Origin of the sequence: Undibacterium cyanobacteriorum (assembly GCF_031326225.1) — a bacterium.
Lineage (GTDB): Bacteria > Pseudomonadota > Gammaproteobacteria > Burkholderiales > Burkholderiaceae_D > Undibacterium > Undibacterium cyanobacteriorum.
Genome location: NZ_CP133720.1, coordinates 2,103,258 through 2,122,673, shown reverse-complemented (window position 1 = coordinate 2,122,673; position 19,416 = coordinate 2,103,258). Strand labels below are relative to the sequence as shown.

The 19,416-nt window shown below is 48.4% G+C and carries 15 protein-coding genes; 10 read left to right on the top strand and 5 right to left on the bottom strand.

Features of this window, described 5'->3' with window-relative positions:
• Nucleotides 1–4 precede the first annotated feature (4 nt).
• Nucleotides 5–952, bottom strand: coding sequence for a Rossmann-fold NAD(P)-binding domain-containing protein (locus RF679_RS08860; protein ID WP_309483842.1), 948 nt, complete (start codon nucleotides 950–952; stop codon nucleotides 5–7).
• Nucleotides 953–1,135: 183 nt separating this feature from the next.
• Here RF679_RS08860 and RF679_RS08855 point away from each other — a divergent pair, with 183 nt between their 5' ends.
• From RF679_RS08855 to RF679_RS08820, 8 genes are all read left to right on the top strand, one after another.
• Nucleotides 1,136–2,164 (top strand): CDP-6-deoxy-delta-3,4-glucoseen reductase, encoded by a 1,029-nt coding sequence (locus tag RF679_RS08855; protein ID WP_309483841.1) that lies wholly within the window; start codon nucleotides 1,136–1,138, stop codon nucleotides 2,162–2,164.
• 280 nt (nucleotides 2,165–2,444) lie between these two features.
• Nucleotides 2,445–3,659, top strand: a complete 1,215-nt coding sequence (locus RF679_RS08850) for an acetylornithine transaminase (protein WP_309483840.1) — start codon at nucleotides 2,445–2,447, stop codon at nucleotides 3,657–3,659.
• Nucleotides 3,660–3,713: 54 nt separating this feature from the next.
• Nucleotides 3,714–4,631 (top strand): ornithine carbamoyltransferase, encoded by a 918-nt coding sequence (gene argF / locus RF679_RS08845; RefSeq protein WP_309483839.1) that lies wholly within the window; start codon nucleotides 3,714–3,716, stop codon nucleotides 4,629–4,631.
• A 67-nt stretch (nucleotides 4,632–4,698) separates the two neighbouring features.
• Nucleotides 4,699–5,928 (top strand): argininosuccinate synthase, encoded by a 1,230-nt coding sequence (locus tag RF679_RS08840; protein ID WP_309483838.1) that lies wholly within the window; start codon nucleotides 4,699–4,701, stop codon nucleotides 5,926–5,928.
• Between the two features lie 105 nt (nucleotides 5,929–6,033).
• Nucleotides 6,034–6,348 carry a pyrimidine/purine nucleoside phosphorylase gene (gene ppnP / locus RF679_RS08835; RefSeq protein WP_309483837.1) on the top strand — a complete coding sequence of 105 codons (315 nt, stop codon included), beginning with the start codon at nucleotides 6,034–6,036 and terminating at the stop codon, nucleotides 6,346–6,348.
• Nucleotides 6,349–6,714: 366 nt separating this feature from the next.
• Entirely contained in the window at nucleotides 6,715–8,820 is a 2,106-nt protein-coding gene (locus RF679_RS08830; RefSeq protein ID WP_309483836.1) for a M13 family metallopeptidase, read from the top strand.
• 206 nt (nucleotides 8,821–9,026) lie between these two features.
• The gene (locus tag RF679_RS08825; protein WP_309483835.1) at nucleotides 9,027–10,133 is read left to right on the top strand and encodes a sensor histidine kinase; all 1,107 of its coding nucleotides are present in this window, start codon (nucleotides 9,027–9,029) and stop codon (nucleotides 10,131–10,133) included.
• Complete coding sequence (locus RF679_RS08820) at nucleotides 10,130–10,861, top strand: LytR/AlgR family response regulator transcription factor (RefSeq protein WP_309483834.1); 732 nt, start codon at nucleotides 10,130–10,132, stop codon at nucleotides 10,859–10,861. The genes RF679_RS08825 and RF679_RS08820 overlap by 4 nt, the downstream gene beginning before the upstream one ends.
• Nucleotides 10,862–10,895: 34 nt before the next feature.
• Here RF679_RS08820 and RF679_RS08815 read toward each other — a convergent pair whose 3' ends face one another.
• The 3 genes from RF679_RS08815 to murB all read right to left on the bottom strand — a co-directional run bounded on the left by RF679_RS08815 (nucleotide 10,896) and on the right by murB (nucleotide 16,731).
• Nucleotides 10,896–11,492, bottom strand: coding sequence for a 4'-phosphopantetheinyl transferase family protein (locus RF679_RS08815; RefSeq protein WP_309483833.1), 597 nt, complete (start codon nucleotides 11,490–11,492; stop codon nucleotides 10,896–10,898).
• 14 nt (nucleotides 11,493–11,506) lie between these two features.
• Complete coding sequence (locus tag RF679_RS08810; RefSeq protein ID WP_309483832.1) at nucleotides 11,507–15,586, bottom strand: Pls/PosA family non-ribosomal peptide synthetase; 4,080 nt, start codon at nucleotides 15,584–15,586, stop codon at nucleotides 11,507–11,509.
• Nucleotides 15,587–15,696: 110 nt separating this feature from the next.
• A complete protein-coding gene (murB, locus tag RF679_RS08805; protein ID WP_309483831.1) occupies nucleotides 15,697–16,731 on the bottom strand; it encodes a UDP-N-acetylmuramate dehydrogenase in 1,035 nt (344 codons plus the stop codon).
• A gap of 192 nt (nucleotides 16,732–16,923) precedes the next feature.
• On the opposite strand from murB, the gene RF679_RS08800 reads away from it, so the two are divergent.
• Nucleotides 16,924–17,415 (top strand): YajQ family cyclic di-GMP-binding protein, encoded by a 492-nt coding sequence (locus RF679_RS08800; protein ID WP_309483830.1) that lies wholly within the window; start codon nucleotides 16,924–16,926, stop codon nucleotides 17,413–17,415.
• Between the two features lie 38 nt (nucleotides 17,416–17,453).
• Entirely contained in the window at nucleotides 17,454–18,116 is a 663-nt protein-coding gene (locus tag RF679_RS08795; protein ID WP_309483829.1) for a retropepsin-like aspartic protease family protein, read from the top strand.
• Between the two features lie 97 nt (nucleotides 18,117–18,213).
• Here the strand turns inward: RF679_RS08795 and aroG are convergent, their stop codons facing one another.
• The gene (gene aroG, locus RF679_RS08790) at nucleotides 18,214–19,275 is read right to left on the bottom strand and encodes a 3-deoxy-7-phosphoheptulonate synthase AroG (protein WP_309483828.1); all 1,062 of its coding nucleotides are present in this window, start codon (nucleotides 19,273–19,275) and stop codon (nucleotides 18,214–18,216) included.
• Between the last annotated feature and the right edge of the window lie 141 nt (nucleotides 19,276–19,416).

Here is a 19,416-nt window from a genome sequence, read left to right as displayed (position 1 = left end):
TGCGTCACCTAGCAAGTGCACGAAATTTTTCCAAAGCGACCGATACCTCCGGATAAGTCAAGCGCGCACCGAGCTCTAGCTTCAAGCGTTGATTCTGCAAACGCCGTGATTCCGACATAAAGGAGAGCAACATCGGCGAGACTTGTTTTTCTAGCTCTGTCCGCGGCAGACGCGGTGCGGGCGGCAAGTTATAGGCTTTTGCTACCAGATCGAAATATTCGCCCATTTTTAAAGCGCTATCATCGACAATGTGATACACCCGCGAAGGCATCGCTCGGAATAAGGCGAGCTTTATTACGTAGGCCAAATCATCTGCATGAATATGATTGGTATAAACATCTTCTGCATCGATTAAGGCTGGCGTCCCTTTTTGCAAGCGTTCAATCGGTAGGCGGTCCTCTGCGTAAATGCCCGGCACCCGCAAAATGCTTAAATTGCGCGCACCACGTTTGGCCCACGTTCGCAAAGTCTTTTCTGCATCAACGCGACGTTTAGCGCGCGCATTACTGGGAGCGACCGTTCTGGCTTCATCAAAACTTGCGCCAGCACAATCCCCGTACACGCCGGTAGTGCTGATATAAACAAGCTGTGCCTTCTCAGGTAAAATAGCGGCCAATCGCCGCGTTCTGGCATCAATTTCGCCAAACGTTGCTGGTGGTGCTAGATGCACAAAACGCGATGAAAGTTGTCGAAGTCGCCACAAACTATTCGCATCATCAAGGTTCGCTTGAATTGGCACTGCACCTAATCGACGGAGCTGTGCGAACCGATTCGAACTTGAGGCCTGACTAGTAACCGCGAATACGCGAAAATGCGGTATGAGCAATGGAATCAAACGTTCACCAACATCGCCGCAACCAATGATCACCACGCGTGGTTTATGAAGTTGAGAGGAAGGCTTTGTATTGCATTCCAAAGCGCCGACATCATTACTCGTGTGGTGTTTATTCATCTGGTTTTAATCTATGACTTATTTCGATACTTGTTGAAGTGCGAAAATGCTAGCAACCATGATCGTTCCACATTCAGGTTGCACATCCACGCCCCACATTCAAATCGAGATTTTAGGGTCGAAATATTCTGGTGCTCTCGCCAGCACATCATTTTTTAAGTTTTGAGGAAGTTCATCAACATTATGGCATTTCAAATCAGTCTTTCACCAAGTGGTCGCCAATTCGAGTGCGACAGTGACGAAACTATTTTAAGCGCTGCACTACGCGCGGGCTTCATTTTGCCATATGGCTGCAAAAATGGTGCCTGCGGCTCTTGTAAAGGTAAAGTGCTCAATGGCACGGTAGCTCATGGCCCCCACCAAGAACGTGCTTTGAATGCTGAAGAAGAAGCGCAAGGTGGGGCTCTCTTCTGCTGCGCCAAACCAAGTTCGGACGTACAAATTGAAGCGCGCGAGCAATTGGCAGACGATGAATATCCAATCAAGAAACTACCAAGCCGAATTTCGAAAATCGAAAAATTGGCCGATGACGTGATGCTCATTAGTCTGCAGTTACCTGCCAATGAAAAATTGAACTACCGTGCAGGTCAGTACATTGAATTCATGTTGAACGATGGTAAGCGTCGTAGCTACAGTTTGGCCAACGCACCACACTCTGAAGAACACTTAAGCCTCCACATTCGTCACATGCCCGGTGGCTTCTTCACTGACCAAGTTTTCTCGACCGTCAAAGAGCGCGACATTCTGCGTTTCGAAGGACCACAGGGAAGTTTTTACCTCCGCGAAGATAGCGATAAACCCATCATTCTGTTGGCCTCGGGCACCGGCTTCGCGCCGATCAAAGCCATCATGGAACATTTGATCCACCTTCAATCGACACGTCCCGTGACGCTTTACTGGGGTGGTCGTCGCCCTAAAGATTTGTATATGCAAATTTTGTGTAAGGAATGGGCAAGCAAGTTCGCTCACTTTACCTACGTGCCAGTGGTATCAGATGCGCACGCTGATGATCAGTGGACAGGTCGCACAGGATTCGTGCACCAAGCGGTCTTACAAGATCACCCTGACCTCTCTGGATACCAAGTGTATGCTTGTGGCGCGCCTATCGTGGTGGAGTCGGCTAAACGGGATTTTGTCGCCCAAAGTGGTCTGCCTGCCGAAGAGTTCTACGCGGATTCCTTCACCTCCGAAGCGGACTTGGCGAAAAATTAAGCTTCTCAGCTTTTTTGATTTTTTTAGACTTTTTTCGTTTTGCAGTGCGCAAAACAAGAAAAAAACCGTTACACTACGCCCATGAAAAATTTTACTGACATGTCTTCCCCAAATATCGCTCGACGTCGCCGTTCGCACTCCGAGCCTGGGAAGTCCTGCGCGTAAATTTAGCACGGACACACAAAAACCACAGGCTCAACCCCTGTGGTTTTTTTTTGCCTTTTTTGTTTTACTCTTGTTTGCTCAATCAACTGTTTGCCCTATCCACGAGGAGTTTGAAATGGAATTTAGTCAGTACAACGTCAACGCTTTGATGTACATTACACCGCGCCCTGAGCTGGTGTTTACGGAAGGCCGAGGCATGTGGATGACTGATCACAAAGGCAAACGCTATCTCGATTACCTCCAAGGTTGGGCCGTCAATTGCTTAGGCCATTCACCAAAATGTATCGAGGACGCCATCGTCGCCCAAGCGGGTAAATTGTTGAATCCCTCCCCTGCGTTTTACAACGAAAACATGGTCGCCTTGGCCGATCTCTTGACCAAGCATTCCTGCTTCGACCGTGTCTTCTTCGCTAACAGTGGCGCTGAAGCCAACGAAGGTGCGATTAAATTGGCGCGTAAATGGGGCCAAAAACACAAGAACGGCGCATTCGAAATCATCACCTTTGACCATGGCTTCCATGGCCGTACTTTGGCGACTATGTCAGCTTCTGGCAAACCTGGATGGGATACCATCTTCGCACCCCAGGTCACTGGTTTTCCGAAAGCCGATTTAAACGACATCGCTTCCGTCGAAAAACTCATCAATGAGAAGACAGTAGCAGTGATGTTGGAACCAGTGCAAGGCGAAGGCGGTGTGATTCCAGCAGAGCGCGAGTTTATGCAGGCCTTGCGCGCACTCACCAAAAAGCATGGCATTCTCTTGATCGTCGACGAAGTACAAACCGGTATGGGTCGTACTGGCGAACTGTTTGGCTATCAACTCTCCGGTATTGAACCTGACATCATGACACTCGGTAAGGGCATTGGTGGCGGTGTGCCTTTAGCAGCTTTGTTGGCGAAAGAAGAGGTTTCGGTATTTGTCCCAGGTGACCAAGGCGGCACTTACAATGGTGCACCATTGATGACTGCAGTAGGTATCGCCGTATTGCAAGCGCTGACTGCGCCAGGCTTCCTCGACGAAGTGAAAGCCAAAGCCGACTATCTCAGCAAAGCACTCAATACTTTGTCCGATCAATTCGGCATGGAAGGTGAGCGCGGCGAAGGTTTGCTACGCGCACTCAAACTCGGTAGCGACATCGGCCCACGCTTGGTCGATGTGGCACGCGACCTCGAACCATTTGGCCTGTTGATCAATTCACCGCGCCCGAATTTATTACGTTTTATGCCCGCCCTCAACGTCAGCTACGAAGAAATCGACACCATGATTTCTTTGTTAGGCAAAGTCATCCAACAGGTGAAAGACGAAGCCGCGGCCACTTCTGCAGCCTAAGGTCCCCCATCATTGGTGAACCGACAGACTGCCAACCAAACTAGTAGCTTGACCATGAAAATCAAACATTTTTTGCAAGTCAGTGACTTGAGTCTCGAAGAATACGACTACCTGATGCAAAGGGCTCGCATCATCAAAGATCGTTTTAAGCGTTACGAAACCTACCATCCTCTACTCGACCGGACCTTGGTCATGGTTTTCGAGAAAAACTCTACACGTACGCGTCTCAGTTTTGAGGCAGGCATGCATCAATTAGGTGGTGCCGCAATTTACCTCAACACACGCGATAGCCAATTGGGGCGCGGCGAACCAGTCGAAGACGCAGGTCAAGTGATGTCCCGCATGTGCGACATCATTATGATTCGTACGTTCGAACAATCGATGATTGAGCGCTTCGCAGCAAACTCTCGCGTGCCGGTTATTAACGGCCTAACTAATCAACACCATCCTTGCCAAGTATTCGCCGATGTTTTCACTTACATCGAACACAAAGGTTCTATCGCAGGTAAGAAAGTGGCGTGGATTGGCGATGCCAACAACATGATGTATTCATGGATGCAAGCAGCCAAGGTGTTCGGCTTCCATTTACACATTTCCACTCCAAAAGGCTATGACATCGATCCATCGAACGTGACGGTTGAGCCTGAGTATTACACCGTCTTTGAAAATCCTTCTGATGCTTGTGAAGGTGTGCACTTAGTCAATACTGACGTGTGGACCAGCATGGGTTATGAAGCGGAAAATCAAGCACGTTTGAAAGCCTTCGACGGTTGGATCGTTGATGAAGCGAAAATGGCACGCGCCCATCCTGAAGCCTTGTTTATGCATTGCTTACCAGCGCATCGCGGCGAAGAAGTGTCCGCTGGCGTCATCGACGGTCCTCAGTCCGTCGTGTGGGATGAAGCGGAAAACCGCTTGCATGTCCAAAAAGCGCTATTGGAATACCTCGTCATCGGCAAGGTCGAAAGCTAACACAACATCGAACAAATTATCACAACGAACATCTTCACACTTACTTTTCATCTACAGAAAGCACATCATGAGCGACGTAAAAAAAGTAGTATTAGCGTATTCCGGTGGCCTCGACACCTCCGTTATTTTGAAGTGGCTACAAGATAACTATCAATGCGAGATCGTCACTTTCACAGCCGACCTCGGCCAAGGCGAAGAGCTCGAACCAGCGCGCGCCAAAGCCCTGAAATTTGGCATCAAGCCAGAAAATATTTTTATCGACGACGTGCGTGAAGAATTCGTGCGCGATTTCGTTTTCCCAATGTTCCGTGCAAACACGGTGTACGAAGGCGAATACTTATTGGGCACCTCCATCGCGCGTCCATTGATCGCCAAACGTCTGATTGAAATCGCCAAACAAACTGGTGCCGATGCAATCTCTCACGGCGCAACCGGTAAAGGCAATGATCAAGTCCGTTTCGAGCTCGGCGCCTACGCTTTGATGCCAAATGTCAAAGTCATCGCTCCATGGCGTGAATGGGATTTGTTGTCGCGTGAGAAGCTCTTGAAATACGCCGAAGACGCTGGCATTGCGATTGATATGAAACATAAAAATGGCGGCGCGCCCTACTCCATGGACGCCAACCTGCTGCACATCAGTTTCGAAGGTCGTCATTTGGAAAATCCAAGTGCCGAAGCGGAAGAATCGATGTGGCGTTGGACGGTTAGCCCAGAAGCTGCACCTGACACACCAGAATACCTCGACATCGAATTCGAAAAAGGCGATATCGTCGCCCTCAATGGAGTACGGATGTCGCCAGCAACTGTGTTAACCGAACTCAATCGCCTCGGCGGCAAGCATGGTATCGGTCGCCTTGACTTGGTCGAAAATCGCTACGTCGGTATGAAGTCACGCGGCTGCTATGAAACGCCAGGCGGCACCATCATGTTGCGCGCTCACCGTGCCATCGAATCGATTACACTTGATCGCGAAGTCGCTCATTTGAAAGATGATTTGATGCCACGCTACGCCAGTTTGATCTACAACGGTTACTGGTGGGCACCAGAGCGCGTCGCTCTGCAAACTTTGATCGACCACACTCAACAAAACGTCAATGGTTGGGTCCGCGTCAAGCTGTACAAAGGCAATGTCATCACGGTATCACGTGATTCAAAAACAGACTCTCTGTTTGACATGAACATTGCCACTTTTGACGAAGATGGCGGCGCTTACAATCAAGCCGATGCAGGTGGCTTCATCAAACTGAATGCCCTGCGTATGCGTATCGCTGCCAACGCGAAAATCAAACGTTCTTAATTGTGTCCCAAGGATAGCCAGATTCGTTCTGGCTATTTTTTTGTACGATAAAGTTTATTGCAAATCAAACGAAGTTCGTTCCAATTTTTTTAGATATTAAGAATTATGAGTACTCAATTTGATCAAGTCAGTGTCGTCAAAAAAGCGAATCTCTACTTTGATGGCAAATGTGTTTCCCACACCGTTTTATTCGCCGATGGTAGCCGAAAAACTATCGGCGTCATTTTTCCTTCAACACTCGTCTTCAATACAGGCGCTGCGGAAATCATGGAAATCAATGCAGGAAAATGTCGCGTCACACTCGCTGGACAGAGCGAAGCGGTGGAATACCAAACTGGCCAAAGCTTTTCTATCCCAGCGCAATCGAGCTTTACGATTGAAACGATAGAAACGCTCGACTACGTTTGCCATTTTGTTTGAGCATTAAGGCAACATCCACTCCACCTCCATAACATCTTCAAAATTGATCGCGGTAAGAGCATGGCAAGTGCACCAAGCAGCACTTGCCATTAGCTTTACTGACATCGGTTCATTGGCACTACATTTCCACTTCCCTCGTCTGCGTTTCTAGCCGCTCAACACCGTATCAAGCCGTTCGGCACCTTTTTTCCGCAGCAAGCCGACCAGATCTCACAATACGCTCAAGAAATCTAGATCAGATTTTCAAGGACAAGAAACTTTCTATTTTCTTAGTATTTCTTCGTATTTCTTAGTTTTCAATCTTCGCGCTCACTTAGTGTTCACTTAATGTTCACTAAAAAGGTCGCGAATTTAATGAGGTCTCCTATGCCGTCTTTCGATCAATTTACATTGCGTTCATCCCAAAGCGCTTCTTTTGCGATCCTTATTTCCGCCTTGCTCACTAGCCACGCCGCCACTTGGGCTAATGGCATCACCACCAGTAGCGAATCCACCGTGCTGAACAAAGCACCTGCAAATCAACAACAAGTAATCCGGCCGCAAGATGACTTATACATGGCGGCCAACCACGAATGGCTGAACAAGACCAACATCCCCGCGAATAAGACGGAAGTCTACGCGATTGGGACGCCAGCCATCGTCCAACAACGGATTAGCACACTGTTGCAAAGCTTAAGTTCTAAGAAGCACATCAAAGGCAGCATCGAGAAAAAACTGGCGGACTATTACGCAAGTTACATCGACCTTAAGACGATTGATCGCGTAGCGACACAACAAATTCAATCTCGCATGCAAGAGATCGATCGCATCTCTAATTTGGAACAACTAGCACAGTGGCAAGGCCAGCAGCATGGCATTATCAAATTACCGATCTGGTTATGGGGCGGTTTTGCCGACTTTGCAAACCCGGGCATCTACCGCAATATTGCCATGCAAGGTGGCCTTGGTCTGCCATCACGGGAAATGTACCTTGAACAAAAAGCGCCTTCAGATGCTGCCAAAAATTCGAAAGAAAGTGCATCCGCCCTACACACTGCTTATCTCGAATATCTGACAGCACTCGCGCGTTCAGGCAACATCGATCATCCTGAGATGTGCGCCAGCCGTGTCTTTGAATTAGAAAGACGGATCGCCGCGATTCACACTCCTGAAGCACAAGCGATGAATCCTGCTGCGCTTCAAACCATCGAAGTCACAAAACTCGATCAGTTCGCACCTGGTTTTCCGTGGCGATCCATGCTCAATGCGGCCAAGGTCTCGACCAGCGATAGCATCAACATTATGCAAGTTGAGACTTTCAAAGGATTGGGCAAGCTTTACCAAGACACGCAACTCGATGACTGGAAAATGTACTTCAAGCTTCGCATGCTCAACGAGATGGCGCCAGTCGCTTCAGCTTCAATGCGCCGAGCGCATTTCAATTTTCACGGCCAAACTTCGCAAGGTTTGACAAGCGAATTGCCACGACCAGAGCAAGCGATCAAAGAAGTGAATGGCGCGATGTCTGAAGCGCTCGCAAAAACCTATGTTGCACAGCATTTTCCTGAAAGCCACAAACAAAAAGTCGCGCACATGATTGAGAACTTGATCGCGGCTGGCAAAGACAGTATTCGCCATTCGAACGTCATGTCGGAAAGCACAAGAACTGAGGCGCTTCGCAAATTAAGCAAGTTGACAGCACGTATTGGCTACCCCGACAAATGGCGTGATTACTCGCGTCTCGACATCATCGCGGGCGATGCAATCGGCAACCAACAACGCGCGAAACGTTTTGAATGGGAGCGCCAAGCAGCCTTGTCTGGAACGAAAATCGATCGCGGTATTTGGATGATGTCACCGATTGAGGTTAACGCCTATTACGATCCAAGTTTAAATGAAATCAATCTCCCAGCGGCCTTCTTACAGGCGCCGATGTTCGATCCTCAAGCTAGCGATGCCGCCAACTACGGTCGTCTTGGCGCCTTTATCGGCCATGAAATTTCACATGGCTTTGACAATATCGGCGCGCAGTTTAATGCCGATGGCATGATGAAAAATTGGTGGAGCGAACAAGACAGCGACCAATTTCAAGAAAAATCCAAGCAACTGGTCGACTTCTACAATCGTCAAGAAATTTTGCCAGGAAAATTTGTCAATGGTAGTTTGACCTTACCAGAAAATATGGCTGATATTATCGGCTTACAGATGGCGTATAAGGCCTATGTCAACCAGCTCATGGGTCGTCAAGCTCGACTCGACGCCAACAAATTACGGCAGGCAAAGCAAAGCTTCTTCATTGAAAACGCGAAAGGCTGGGCGGTGTTAAGGCGTGATCAACGCACGCTTGAACTATTGATGGTTGATCCACACTCACCGCACAAAGTTCGCAGCAATGCACCTGTAATGCACGTAGACGGTTTCCATGAGGCTTTTTCCACCAAACCCGGTGATGCTCTTTACCTTGCGCCAGAACAGCGTTTTCGACTTTGGTAAGTGACGCAAGCGCATGCAAAGCAACTTTTAAGACAGATGCCTTGCATGCACAACAAATGGCGAGGTAGAGTAAGCAAAAGTACGCTTGTTTTCACTTCAGCACTGACCGCAACTGTGCACAAATAAGCTCAACCGAGCACAACTGATATTGATGGCAACAAACGCTTGCCGAATTTAATGACTCAACACCGATAAGACCGAATGACATGATGAGTTTTTTTCCGAAAGAAAGGGAGTTTTGGTTCTACCACGTCAATGCCAGTCTGCTGATCGCCAGTATGACCGCGTTGAGCGCTGTCTTGTGGAGCCACCATGCTAGTTTTAATGCGAGCATGAGCTTCTTGTGGTTTATTCCCTTCACGCTCGCATGCCTGAGTTTTCGTTGGCACTACAAAACCCGCGCTTGGCATCAGTTATCGATGGGGAAATTAGTGCCTTTGGTGATTCTGTATGGTGGCTTGATGGCATTTCTGGTCATGTGCGTTTTAAGCTTGCTCTTAATGCCCGTATTTTGGTCGACTCTCATTCAAGAAGAGCCAGCGATACAAAGCAACCCTCGCAGCTTCATCACTCAATTCATCATCGGTGGCAGTTTGCAAATGCACATCACGATGTGTATTTGGTACGTGCTCTACATCAGTTTCTCGACCAATAAGAGATTGAAAGAAAGAGAAATGAGCAATCTGCAGCTCGCGGCAAGTTTGCGCGAAGCCCAATTGAGTCGACTCAATAATCAACTCAATCCACATTTCTTGTTCAATGCTTTGAACAATATCCGCTTCCTTATACACGAAAGCACCAACGCCGCGGATGATGCCATCGTGGCACTATCGGAAATTCTTCGTTATACACTCGCCAGTGAGAAAGCGAATCAAATCCGTTTGGAGAGCGAGCTGCAAATCATTGATAAGTACATCGCGATCGCCAAGCTACAGTTTGAAGACCGCTTAAGATTTTCTTTATTGACCAAGGGAAACCTCGATGGCGTGATGATTCCACCGATGATCTTGCAAATGCTGGTCGAAAATGCAGTGAAACATGGCATCGAGCAATGCAAAGATGGGGGGGAGATTTTGCTACAGATTGAAGCTCATTCTGAGCAGGTAAAATTTTTAGTAAAAAATAGTTTAGCCATCCGTTCGTCTCCAACACCTCAACTTCACAAAAATATGGAGAATCACAGTACGCAAATTGGACTCACCAATATCAAGCAAAGACTAAGTCTGCTGTATGGCTCACAGACCAACTTCAGAGCACAGCAAAACGATCAGTGCTTCGAAGTGCAATTTGCGATCCCGAGGAACAATGCATGAGAGCGATGATTATTGAGGACTCCCGTTTAGCACGCGAGGGATTGATGCGCATGTTAACGAGCTTCGAAGAAATTGAACTGGTCGCGAGTGCAGATAACGCCACAACAGCCCTGCAGGCGATTGAGGAGCATCGCCCGGATCTCTTGTTTCTCGACATCCATATGCCAGGGGAAGATGGTTTTTCTCTGCTCGCCCAACTCGACTATCAGCCCAAGATTATCTTCACCACGGCGCACAGTGAATACGCGATTCGTTCATTTGATTTCGACACCATAGACTATCTGGTCAAACCCATCAGTCAAACGCGTTTGGCACAAGCGATAGCGAAACTCAGTCACACTGTACCAACACAGGAATCAAGTGCTAGACGCCGTGAAGAAGAGAAACAAGTACTTGAACCGAACAGCAAAATCTTCATTAAAGATGGCAACCATTGTCATCTCATTTCCGTCACCGAAATTGACTACATAGAGAGTTGCAAGAATTATGTACAAGTCTTTTTCAAAGGGCAGCGGGCCTATCTCAAGAAGAGCATCTCGAGTGTGGAAGAACGCTTGCCATGCGCCCTCTTCTTTCGCGCCAATCGACAACATCTGATCAATCTACAGGCCATTGTCGGTATTGAGGAGTCGATGCAACAGGGTTATATCGTCACTTTAAAAACGGGAGTTCGCCTCGAAATATCTCGGCGCAATGCGCAGAATTTGAAAGAAGTGCTGAGCCTGTAAGCCTGTTTCCTATAAGGCCGCTTCCTGTAACTCATTAAACTGGACGTATCGCGATCGCCAACACATGGGATGGGTCGACCCACCGACTCATTGATTCAACTCCTTGCGTTGCCAAAGCGAGCTTTTGACTCCATTCTTGCAAAGGTAGGCCAAGGCACTTGAGGACGGCTTCATGCTCGGCCCATACAGCGATAAAACGACTAGGAAGGTCTGCAGGCCCAACAGTAGGCAATGCCTGAAACACCTGCGGTGAAAGATAGATCGCTGCGACATCTAAGCAATCTTGGGCGCCCTTGATTTCATCCACATGAACCAGATCAAGTCCAAGAGGTCGATGGCGGCTGATCGCAATGCAAGACAGATCTGCCGCGTGGGAAAACGAAACAAAGTGTGAGATGCCGTTGGCATCCAGCCGTGGTGGTGTTCCCAACTCTTGGACTAGATGCACCTCGTCTTTCTGAAGAGCGTAGGCGCTAGCGATCAACTCGATAAGTGATTGGCGTACCTGTTGACGCATTTGCTGACGACTTCTTCTCTCATTATTCGCGAAAAGGAAAACACACTCACCAGTGTCTTGTAGGGTTACCCTTGCCAACTCCGGTGTTGTCGAGATAGGTGGAAAAGTCGGCATACGAGGCTAATTGCTTACGCGACCGACGCCGGGCAACCACGCCAGCTAGAACCTGCGGGTATGAACTCACCTTTCATGACTAAAGTCAGTGCGCCCAACTGTGCGTCATCACCGACTTCTGCGCCGTATAGCACGAAGCTACGGGGCCCCAGATAAACACCGTCACCAATCTTGACGTGATCAACCTTCATGACACGATCTTCGAATAGATGGGTTTGCGGGCAAGCAGCGGCATTGATTTCACTATAATTCCCGATACTGACGCAATCAAATTCTGTGATGTCGGTCGTATCCATGTACACCCCTTTGCCGATTTTTGCGCCCAATAAACGGAAAGCCAGCGGCAGCCAAGGCGTTCCTTTTAAGTAGCGCATAAAGTTCGGTACCGTAATACCTTCATAGAGATTCGTTATCGCTTCGGAGGACCACACAAACCAAGTCCACATAGGATGGCTACTCTGCTTGTACCGACCGATCAGTATCCATTTCAACAGCGCTACGAACACAAAACAACCGGCGCCGTACAAAAGCCCTGATACAATTAAGTAGTACAACACTTCGCCCCAGCGCTCTTCAGCGGCGAGCGGCATCAGATCCAAAACAATCACATAACCAATCGCGATCACGAGAGCATGCGGGGCAATAATGCGGAAGGCTTCGATCAAGCCGCGCGCAATTTTTCGCCAAAAAGAAGGTTTGAAGGTCAACTCCTCAGCGAAGCCTTTGACTTCTTCACGTGCTGGCAACAGCATCGCAGGCGAGCCTATCCATGTATCGCCCGCCTTCATTTGTGCGTTATCAGGAGCACGCGTATGCACACCGATCAGGACATTTTCAGGGATCTCAGTACCGTCAGGAACGTAGGCGCCATTTCCCACAAAACTACGACGCGAAATGGTCGTGGCTTGCACCGTCATCCAGCCTTGATCAATTTCCTCATCGCCTAGCATCACAGCATCGGCAATAAAGCATTCATCGCCCAAAGTCAGCATATCCGGAACGACACCTAAGGCTGTTGACAGCTCCGTGCCCTTACCAACTTTGGCGCCAAGCATGCGGTACCAATACGGCGAATAGATCGTCGCATAAACACCGTGCAAGACGTTCAAACTTGATTCCTGGATTTGGTTGACGAACCATTTTCGACTGTAAGTGTTACTGTGCACTGAATAACTTCCGGGCTTCAAACGGCCCAAGAAGGTCCAACGAATCCCTGCTGACAGTAATGCCGTGCAGAGCACCAAAACTGCTGTCGCAGGAAAGGCAAGTAGGAAATAATCGATCAGTTGGACACCAACATCTGCGGTCTGAATAAAACCGAAAACCTCTTGAGCATCCAGCCAATCGATCACCATAAAACTTGGGAACACCGGCAAGAAGAACAACGCAGAAACAAGCAAAGATCCGAGCAAGAAATACGCAGCTTCACCCACACGTCTTGCCATAGTCAATTCGCCACGTTGCAAGTCGCCGTTCGCTACAAATGGACCGGCATCACGCGCTGGCGAGCCGCGCCACACGCGACCAGCTGGAACGACCTGTCCATCAACGAGGGCCGACTGCCCGTCTAAATGCGCCAACTTCTCCAGCTTCGTATTGCCCTCTAAAACGGCATAGGAGCCGACATACGCGTCTTCCTCAAGCACTATCGCACCAACGAGCATCACGCCATCTTGAATGCGCACATTCTCAAAGCTGCAGGCGTTCCCAATACTGACGCCACGGCCTAGTGTGAGGCTATCAGGCGACCGCAAAGTCAACGATCCGATCAGAGCTTCGTCTCCGACTTGCGCACCAAGTGCACGCAACCACCAACGATACAATGAAGTACCGTTAATCATATAGACGGGCACTGCCTCGATAATACGGTCAACCAACCACCATCGAAAATACGTCACCCCCCAAAGAGGATAAGTACCTGGCTTCAATTTTCCTAGAATGATCCATTTTGCTACGATGGCAAAGAAAAATTCCGCCACAGTGACGCCTAAGAAAATCGCGATTGAATAAATCACGGCGCGTGCAACTGAGTCCGAAGGTTCGCCCGTAAAGAAATGGTAAGCAAAAAATGGTGAGAGCCACTGCAACATTCGAATGGCGACTAGACACGGAATTGCAATCGCCTGCGCAGCACCGCAAATCCAGCGTTTGACATCGACGGCAATGCCGCCTCGTGCAGCCTTGACCTCATTAGTAGACGCAGTCACCGGTGACACCGCCCCGTACTGCATCACTTCAGCGATTTTTCCAAGCTGACGCGATTGGTAAATATCGCTAATTTTAAAGTAAGCGTAACGTGCGTCTTGGCGCAAAGCTGACACCAAACGCGCCGCCATCAATGAGTGCCCACCGAGATCATCGAAAAAGTCCGCTGGTCGACGCAAACTTTGGCCGGGAAATAATGTACCAAGCGCTGCAAACAGAACTTGTTCCGCATCGGTCTCGGCTTGCTCACTTTCGCCGGTGGCGATCAATACACTCAAAGGTCGAGCCTTCAAATCTTTACGATCAATTTTGCCGGAACTCAGGCGTGGCATTTCTTCCAAAAATTCATAGCGACTTGGGACCATATATGCAGGTAACTGCTGCCCTAAAGCGTCGCGCAATTCTTGTATCATGCTTGAAGCTGAAGCTTCACTGCTCGCATCTCGAACAATAAAGGCGATCAATTGATCGATACCATCTTCATTACGCAGCAAAACTGCCACAGTGCCAACGCCCGGTTGTTTTGCCAATACCGCTTCGATTTCACCAAGCTCAACCCTGAAGCCACGTATCTTCACTTGATCATCAGCACGCCCAAGACATTGCACACTTCCATCTTCACCGATGCGAGCTAAATCTCCAGTGCGGTACAAGCGCGCATACTTTTCTGTCGGTGCCCATGGGTTAGACAAGAATTTTTCAGCAGTGAGATCAGGGCGTCCTAAATATCCAGCCGACACACCTGGACCAAAAATACATAGCTCGCCTGTTTCGCCGCGCGGTAACAATTCCATACTACCGTCTGGCTGCAAATCGGGATTGATCACCAATAAGCCGTAGTTCGGCAAAGGCACACCGATGGTAACGGCCTCACCGGCTTTTAATGGTGCAAGACTGGCCGAGACTGTCGCTTCGGTCGGACCATAGGTATTAAACATCTGACGATTCGGATGCGACCACTTATCGACCAAACTTGGTGGGCACATTTCTCCACCAAGATTAATGATGCGCAAGCACGGTACATCGCAACTAAACAAGGCAAGCAAGGTTGGCACCGCATGCAAGACCGTGATGTCATTTTTGATCAGCGCCTGCGGTAAGGCGTCAGCATCTAAGGCAACTTCACGTGAGGCAATCCACAGACTTGCACCGACTAGGTAACTAATCCAAATCTCTTCGAAAGACATATCGAAAGCGACGGAGAATCCTTGGTACACACGATCAGTTTCACGAACACCGAGAACACTATTCTCACTGCGCAAAAAGTGGCAAATACTCGCTTGATTAATGACGATGCCCTTGGGTTTACCTGTCGAGCCCGAGGTGTAAATGACGTAAGCGGGGTCAGTTCCTGCAGCGCGCGGCAACACCACATTAGCGGTATTCTCGGTCGTTTCGATCGCTGCGCTTTCCATCTCTTCTGCAACAAATAAGCGATAACCAGCCTCACGCAAAGCGTGAACTTGTGGCACCGCATCGCGATTCGTTATCAGGCCAAAGGCGTTCGCATCCTCAAGGCAAACTTGGATGCGATCGGTCGGCACTTCGGAATCAAATGGTAGCCATGCTGCCCCGGTTTTTGAGATGGCGGCTTGCGTGATTAACAAATCGATACCGCGCGGCATCCACAAGCCAATAATATGACCAGGCCTCAATCCAGCATCGAACAATTGCCTTGCGATCTGATCAGCACGACGTCCTAATTCGCCATAGGTGACCGACTGCAGATCACTCCAGAGCGCAGTCTTGTCTGGGACTCTTGCAATGGTATGATTGAGGAGGTCGGCCAGCGTTTCATCGCGCATCAAATCAGGGCAATCTTCACCTAAGAGTAAAGCCTCGGCGATATTCGTATTTTTTGAGGATGGCGTATTTTCTGGGAAAGTCATGTACTTCAATTCTTATTTTTCGTTTTATTGCTTTTGCTCGCACTTGTGCTTGCGCTCATTCTTGCGCCAGAGCTAACTCAAGCTAGCCATAATAGTTTCAAACTCACTCTTCAATCAATGAAGATAGGTTCCACTTCAAGGCGCACACCAAATTTTTGCGCGACATCGTTTTGTATCGCTTCTGCCAATGCACGGACTTCCATACCAGTCGCCCCACCGTGATTCACTAACACCAAAGCTTGTTTTTCATAGACACCGACGTTACCGGTTTGGCGCCCTTTCCATCCAGCCTGTTCAATCAACCATCCTGCAGCCAATTTACATTGACCATTGGGTAAAGGATAGCTCACGCAATGAGGATATGACTCCAAAATACGATCACGTAACTCAATAGAAATAATCGGGTTTTTAAAGAAGCTTCCCGCATTGCCAATCTCACGAGGATCGGGCAATTTGCTACGGCGTATGGCGCAAATCGTGTCGCTCACTTGTTGTGGTGTGGGTTTCGAAATGCCCTGGCCCTTGAGGCGTTGCGCGACGTCGCCATAACTGAGCTCAGGTTGCCAATCTAGATCAAAACTGAAACAGACTTCGGTAATCAGCAAATGACGCGACTCAGGACGTTTAAAAAAGCTGTCACGATAGGCAAAAGCACATTGTTCTTTACTGAAAACATGTTCTTCTCCGCTCAGCAAATCATAAGCCCGTAGACTATAAAAGCAGTCTTTGAGCTCACGACCATAAGCCCCAATGTTCTGTATCGGTGCAGCGCCGACTGTTCCTGGAATCAGAGATAAGTTTTCAAGGCCACCAAGACCTTGCGCAATGGTCCACTGAACGAAGTCATGCCAATTTTCTCCAGCCGATGCGCTGACAAGTACCGTGTTGTTGTCTCGCTCAATGACTTGTTTACCCTTGAGATCGATCTGAAGCACCAGCGCCTCAATGTGGTCCGGCAAAATGACATTGCTGCCGCCGCCAAGAAACACAAAGCCAAGCTCGGGCTGTGCTTTGAATCGTGCATGTAGTTCGGGTAATTGATCAACTGAAGAAATGCGCAGCACATTGTCGGCAATTGCATTAATGCCGAAGGTATTGTGATTCTTAAGGGAGACCTTGTGTTGGAGAGAAAATAACTGGTTCATAGGCTCGAGATTATAGTCGTCTTTTCATCAAAAACGGGGCAAAAAACCGTAAATTCGAGGCATAGACAATTGATTTTGCTAGAATAGGCGCTGTCTCGAAATTTCACTCAAATTTCACTGAAGTTTCACTATTCAATCAACTCACTCAATGCCTATTTTTAGGCAAAGAATAACAACATAACAGGGAATATCATGCCTTCATTTGACACCGTCTCCGAAGCCAATATGGAAGAAGTCAAAAATGCTATCAATCAAAGCAACAAGGTCATCACCAATCGCTTTGATTTGAAAGGCACGAGCGCCAAGGTTGAACTTAAAGAAAAAGAGCGTGAAATCATTCTTTTTGGCGATACAGACTTTCACCTCGATCAAATCATCATCGAAGTCAAACAAACGCTCGGAAAGCGTAACGTCGACGTGCGTTTCCTCGACGTCGGCAAAGTCGAGAAAATCGGTGGAGATAAAGTTAAACAAGTCTTGAAAGTCAAAAACGGCATTCAAACTGAGGATGCTAAGAAAATTGTGAAGATTCTCAAAGACAGCAAGATGAAAGTGCAAGCGAGCATTCAGGGTGATGCGGTGCGCGTCAGTGGTGCAAAACGTGATGACTTGCAGTCGGCCATCGCACTATTACGCAAAGAAGTAAAAGACTTGCCACTCGAGTTCAACAACTTCCGCGACTAAACCATCGCTAATTCGCATCCAGCACAGGAGTCGCTGCAATGAGCAAAGCTAAACATTTCTCGATTTTGTCTCTTGCAGCGATATTTGCATTTGGCTCATACGCGCCTCTGTGTTCCGCCACAGATATCGATTTGGTCGCTCTCAGTAACGGCAAAGCCATGCTCATCATTGATGGCAAACCGCCCAAGAACTACGCTGAGGGGGCGGTGATCAATGGCAATATCAAACTCCTGACGGTAGATCGCAACCATGCTGTGATCGAAGTCGATGGAAAGAAACAACTACTACAACTCGGACGCACACTACTTCAAGGAAGTAATGATGGCGGCAATAAAAAAGTCATTCTGCAAGCCAACGAGTTAGGACATTTTCTCACCACTGGTCAAATCAACGGTGGCTCTTCACTGCGGATGATGGTGGATACTGGGGCGACCTTTCTATCGCTATCCGCCAATGATGCGCAAAGGCTGGGAATTGATTACAAAAAAGGAGTCTTGTCGCGCAGTTCCACCGCGAACGGCGTCATCCAGACTTATCGCGTCAAATTAGACTCCGTCAAAATTGGCGATATCGAAATTCTTCAAGTAGAAGCCTCAGTGCAGGAGAATGAACTGCCATTCGCACTTCTGGGAATGTCGTTTCTCAATCGAGTTACGATGGTTCGCGAAGGTCAGCAGATGACACTGAGTAAGAAGAATTAATTCCTCCCATGTGCGCCGTCAGCGCCACCATCCCAGACTCAACTCCGATTGCTAATCCACGCAAAGCCTCACGGCGAAACGATGCGTGGCGATCACCTTAAACTACTTTCTTCTGTCGACGCGCTTTCACTGCATCAGCTAGGGTTTGCAAAACTTTTTCACTATCATTCCAATCAATACATCCATCGGTGATGGACTGGCCGTAGACCAGCTCTTTTCCAGCCACAACATCCTGACGTCCCGCCACCAAGTTAGATTCAATCATAACTCCGACGATACGATCATCACCATTTGCAACTTGCTGAGCAATGTCTGCACAAACTGGAATTTGATTGAGTGGGTTCTTGGAACTATTCGCGTGCGACGCATCGATCATGATACGTGCGACTAAACAATTGGCCTCAATACTCTTTGCCGCCGCATCAACACTCGCCGCATCGTAGTTAGGCGTCTTACCACCACGCAAAATGATGTGACAATCTTCATTACCATTGGTTGAAACGATCGCCGAGTGTCCGCCTTTCGTCACGGATAAGAAATGATGTGGTTGCGACGACGCCTTAATCGCATCAACCGCGATTTTCACATTACCGTCCGTTCCGTTTTTGAATCCGACTGGGCAAGACAAACCAGACGCCAACTCACGATGTACTTGGGACTCCGTTGTCCGAGCTCCAATCGCGCCCCAGCTGATCAAATCGGCGATGTACTGAGGACTAATCATATCGAGATATTCGGTACCAGCTGGCAAACCTAACTCATTAATATTCAACAATAATTCACGAGCAATTCGCAGCCCGTCATTGATGCGAAAACTATTGTCCATGTAGGGATCATTAATCAGTCCCTTCCATCCGACAGTCGTACGTGGCTTCTCAAAATACACACGCATCACAATTTCAAGTTCACCTGCAAATCGTACGCGAGCATCAGCCAATTTGCGTGCATACTCCATCGCAGCTTTCGTGTCATGAATCGAACATGGACCAATTACCACCATTACGCGATCGTCTTTTGCATGCAAAATATTATGCAGTGCTGTGCGCGCATTGGCTGTCACTTCCGATGCTTTATCCGAGCAAGAAAACTCTCGAATCAAGTGCGAAGGTGGAAGTAATTCCTTCATCTCTCGGATGCGTAAATCATCTGTGCGTTGCATAGTTTTTCCGTCTCAATAAAAAATAAAAAAGTCTTCGATTAAAATCTGCGCGCAAAAAAAAACCGCCAACTTGGCGGTTTTCTTGAGGATCGGTTTTGTTCTGTTTCGCTTCTTTTTGCTTCCACGTGAACTTACCGCTTC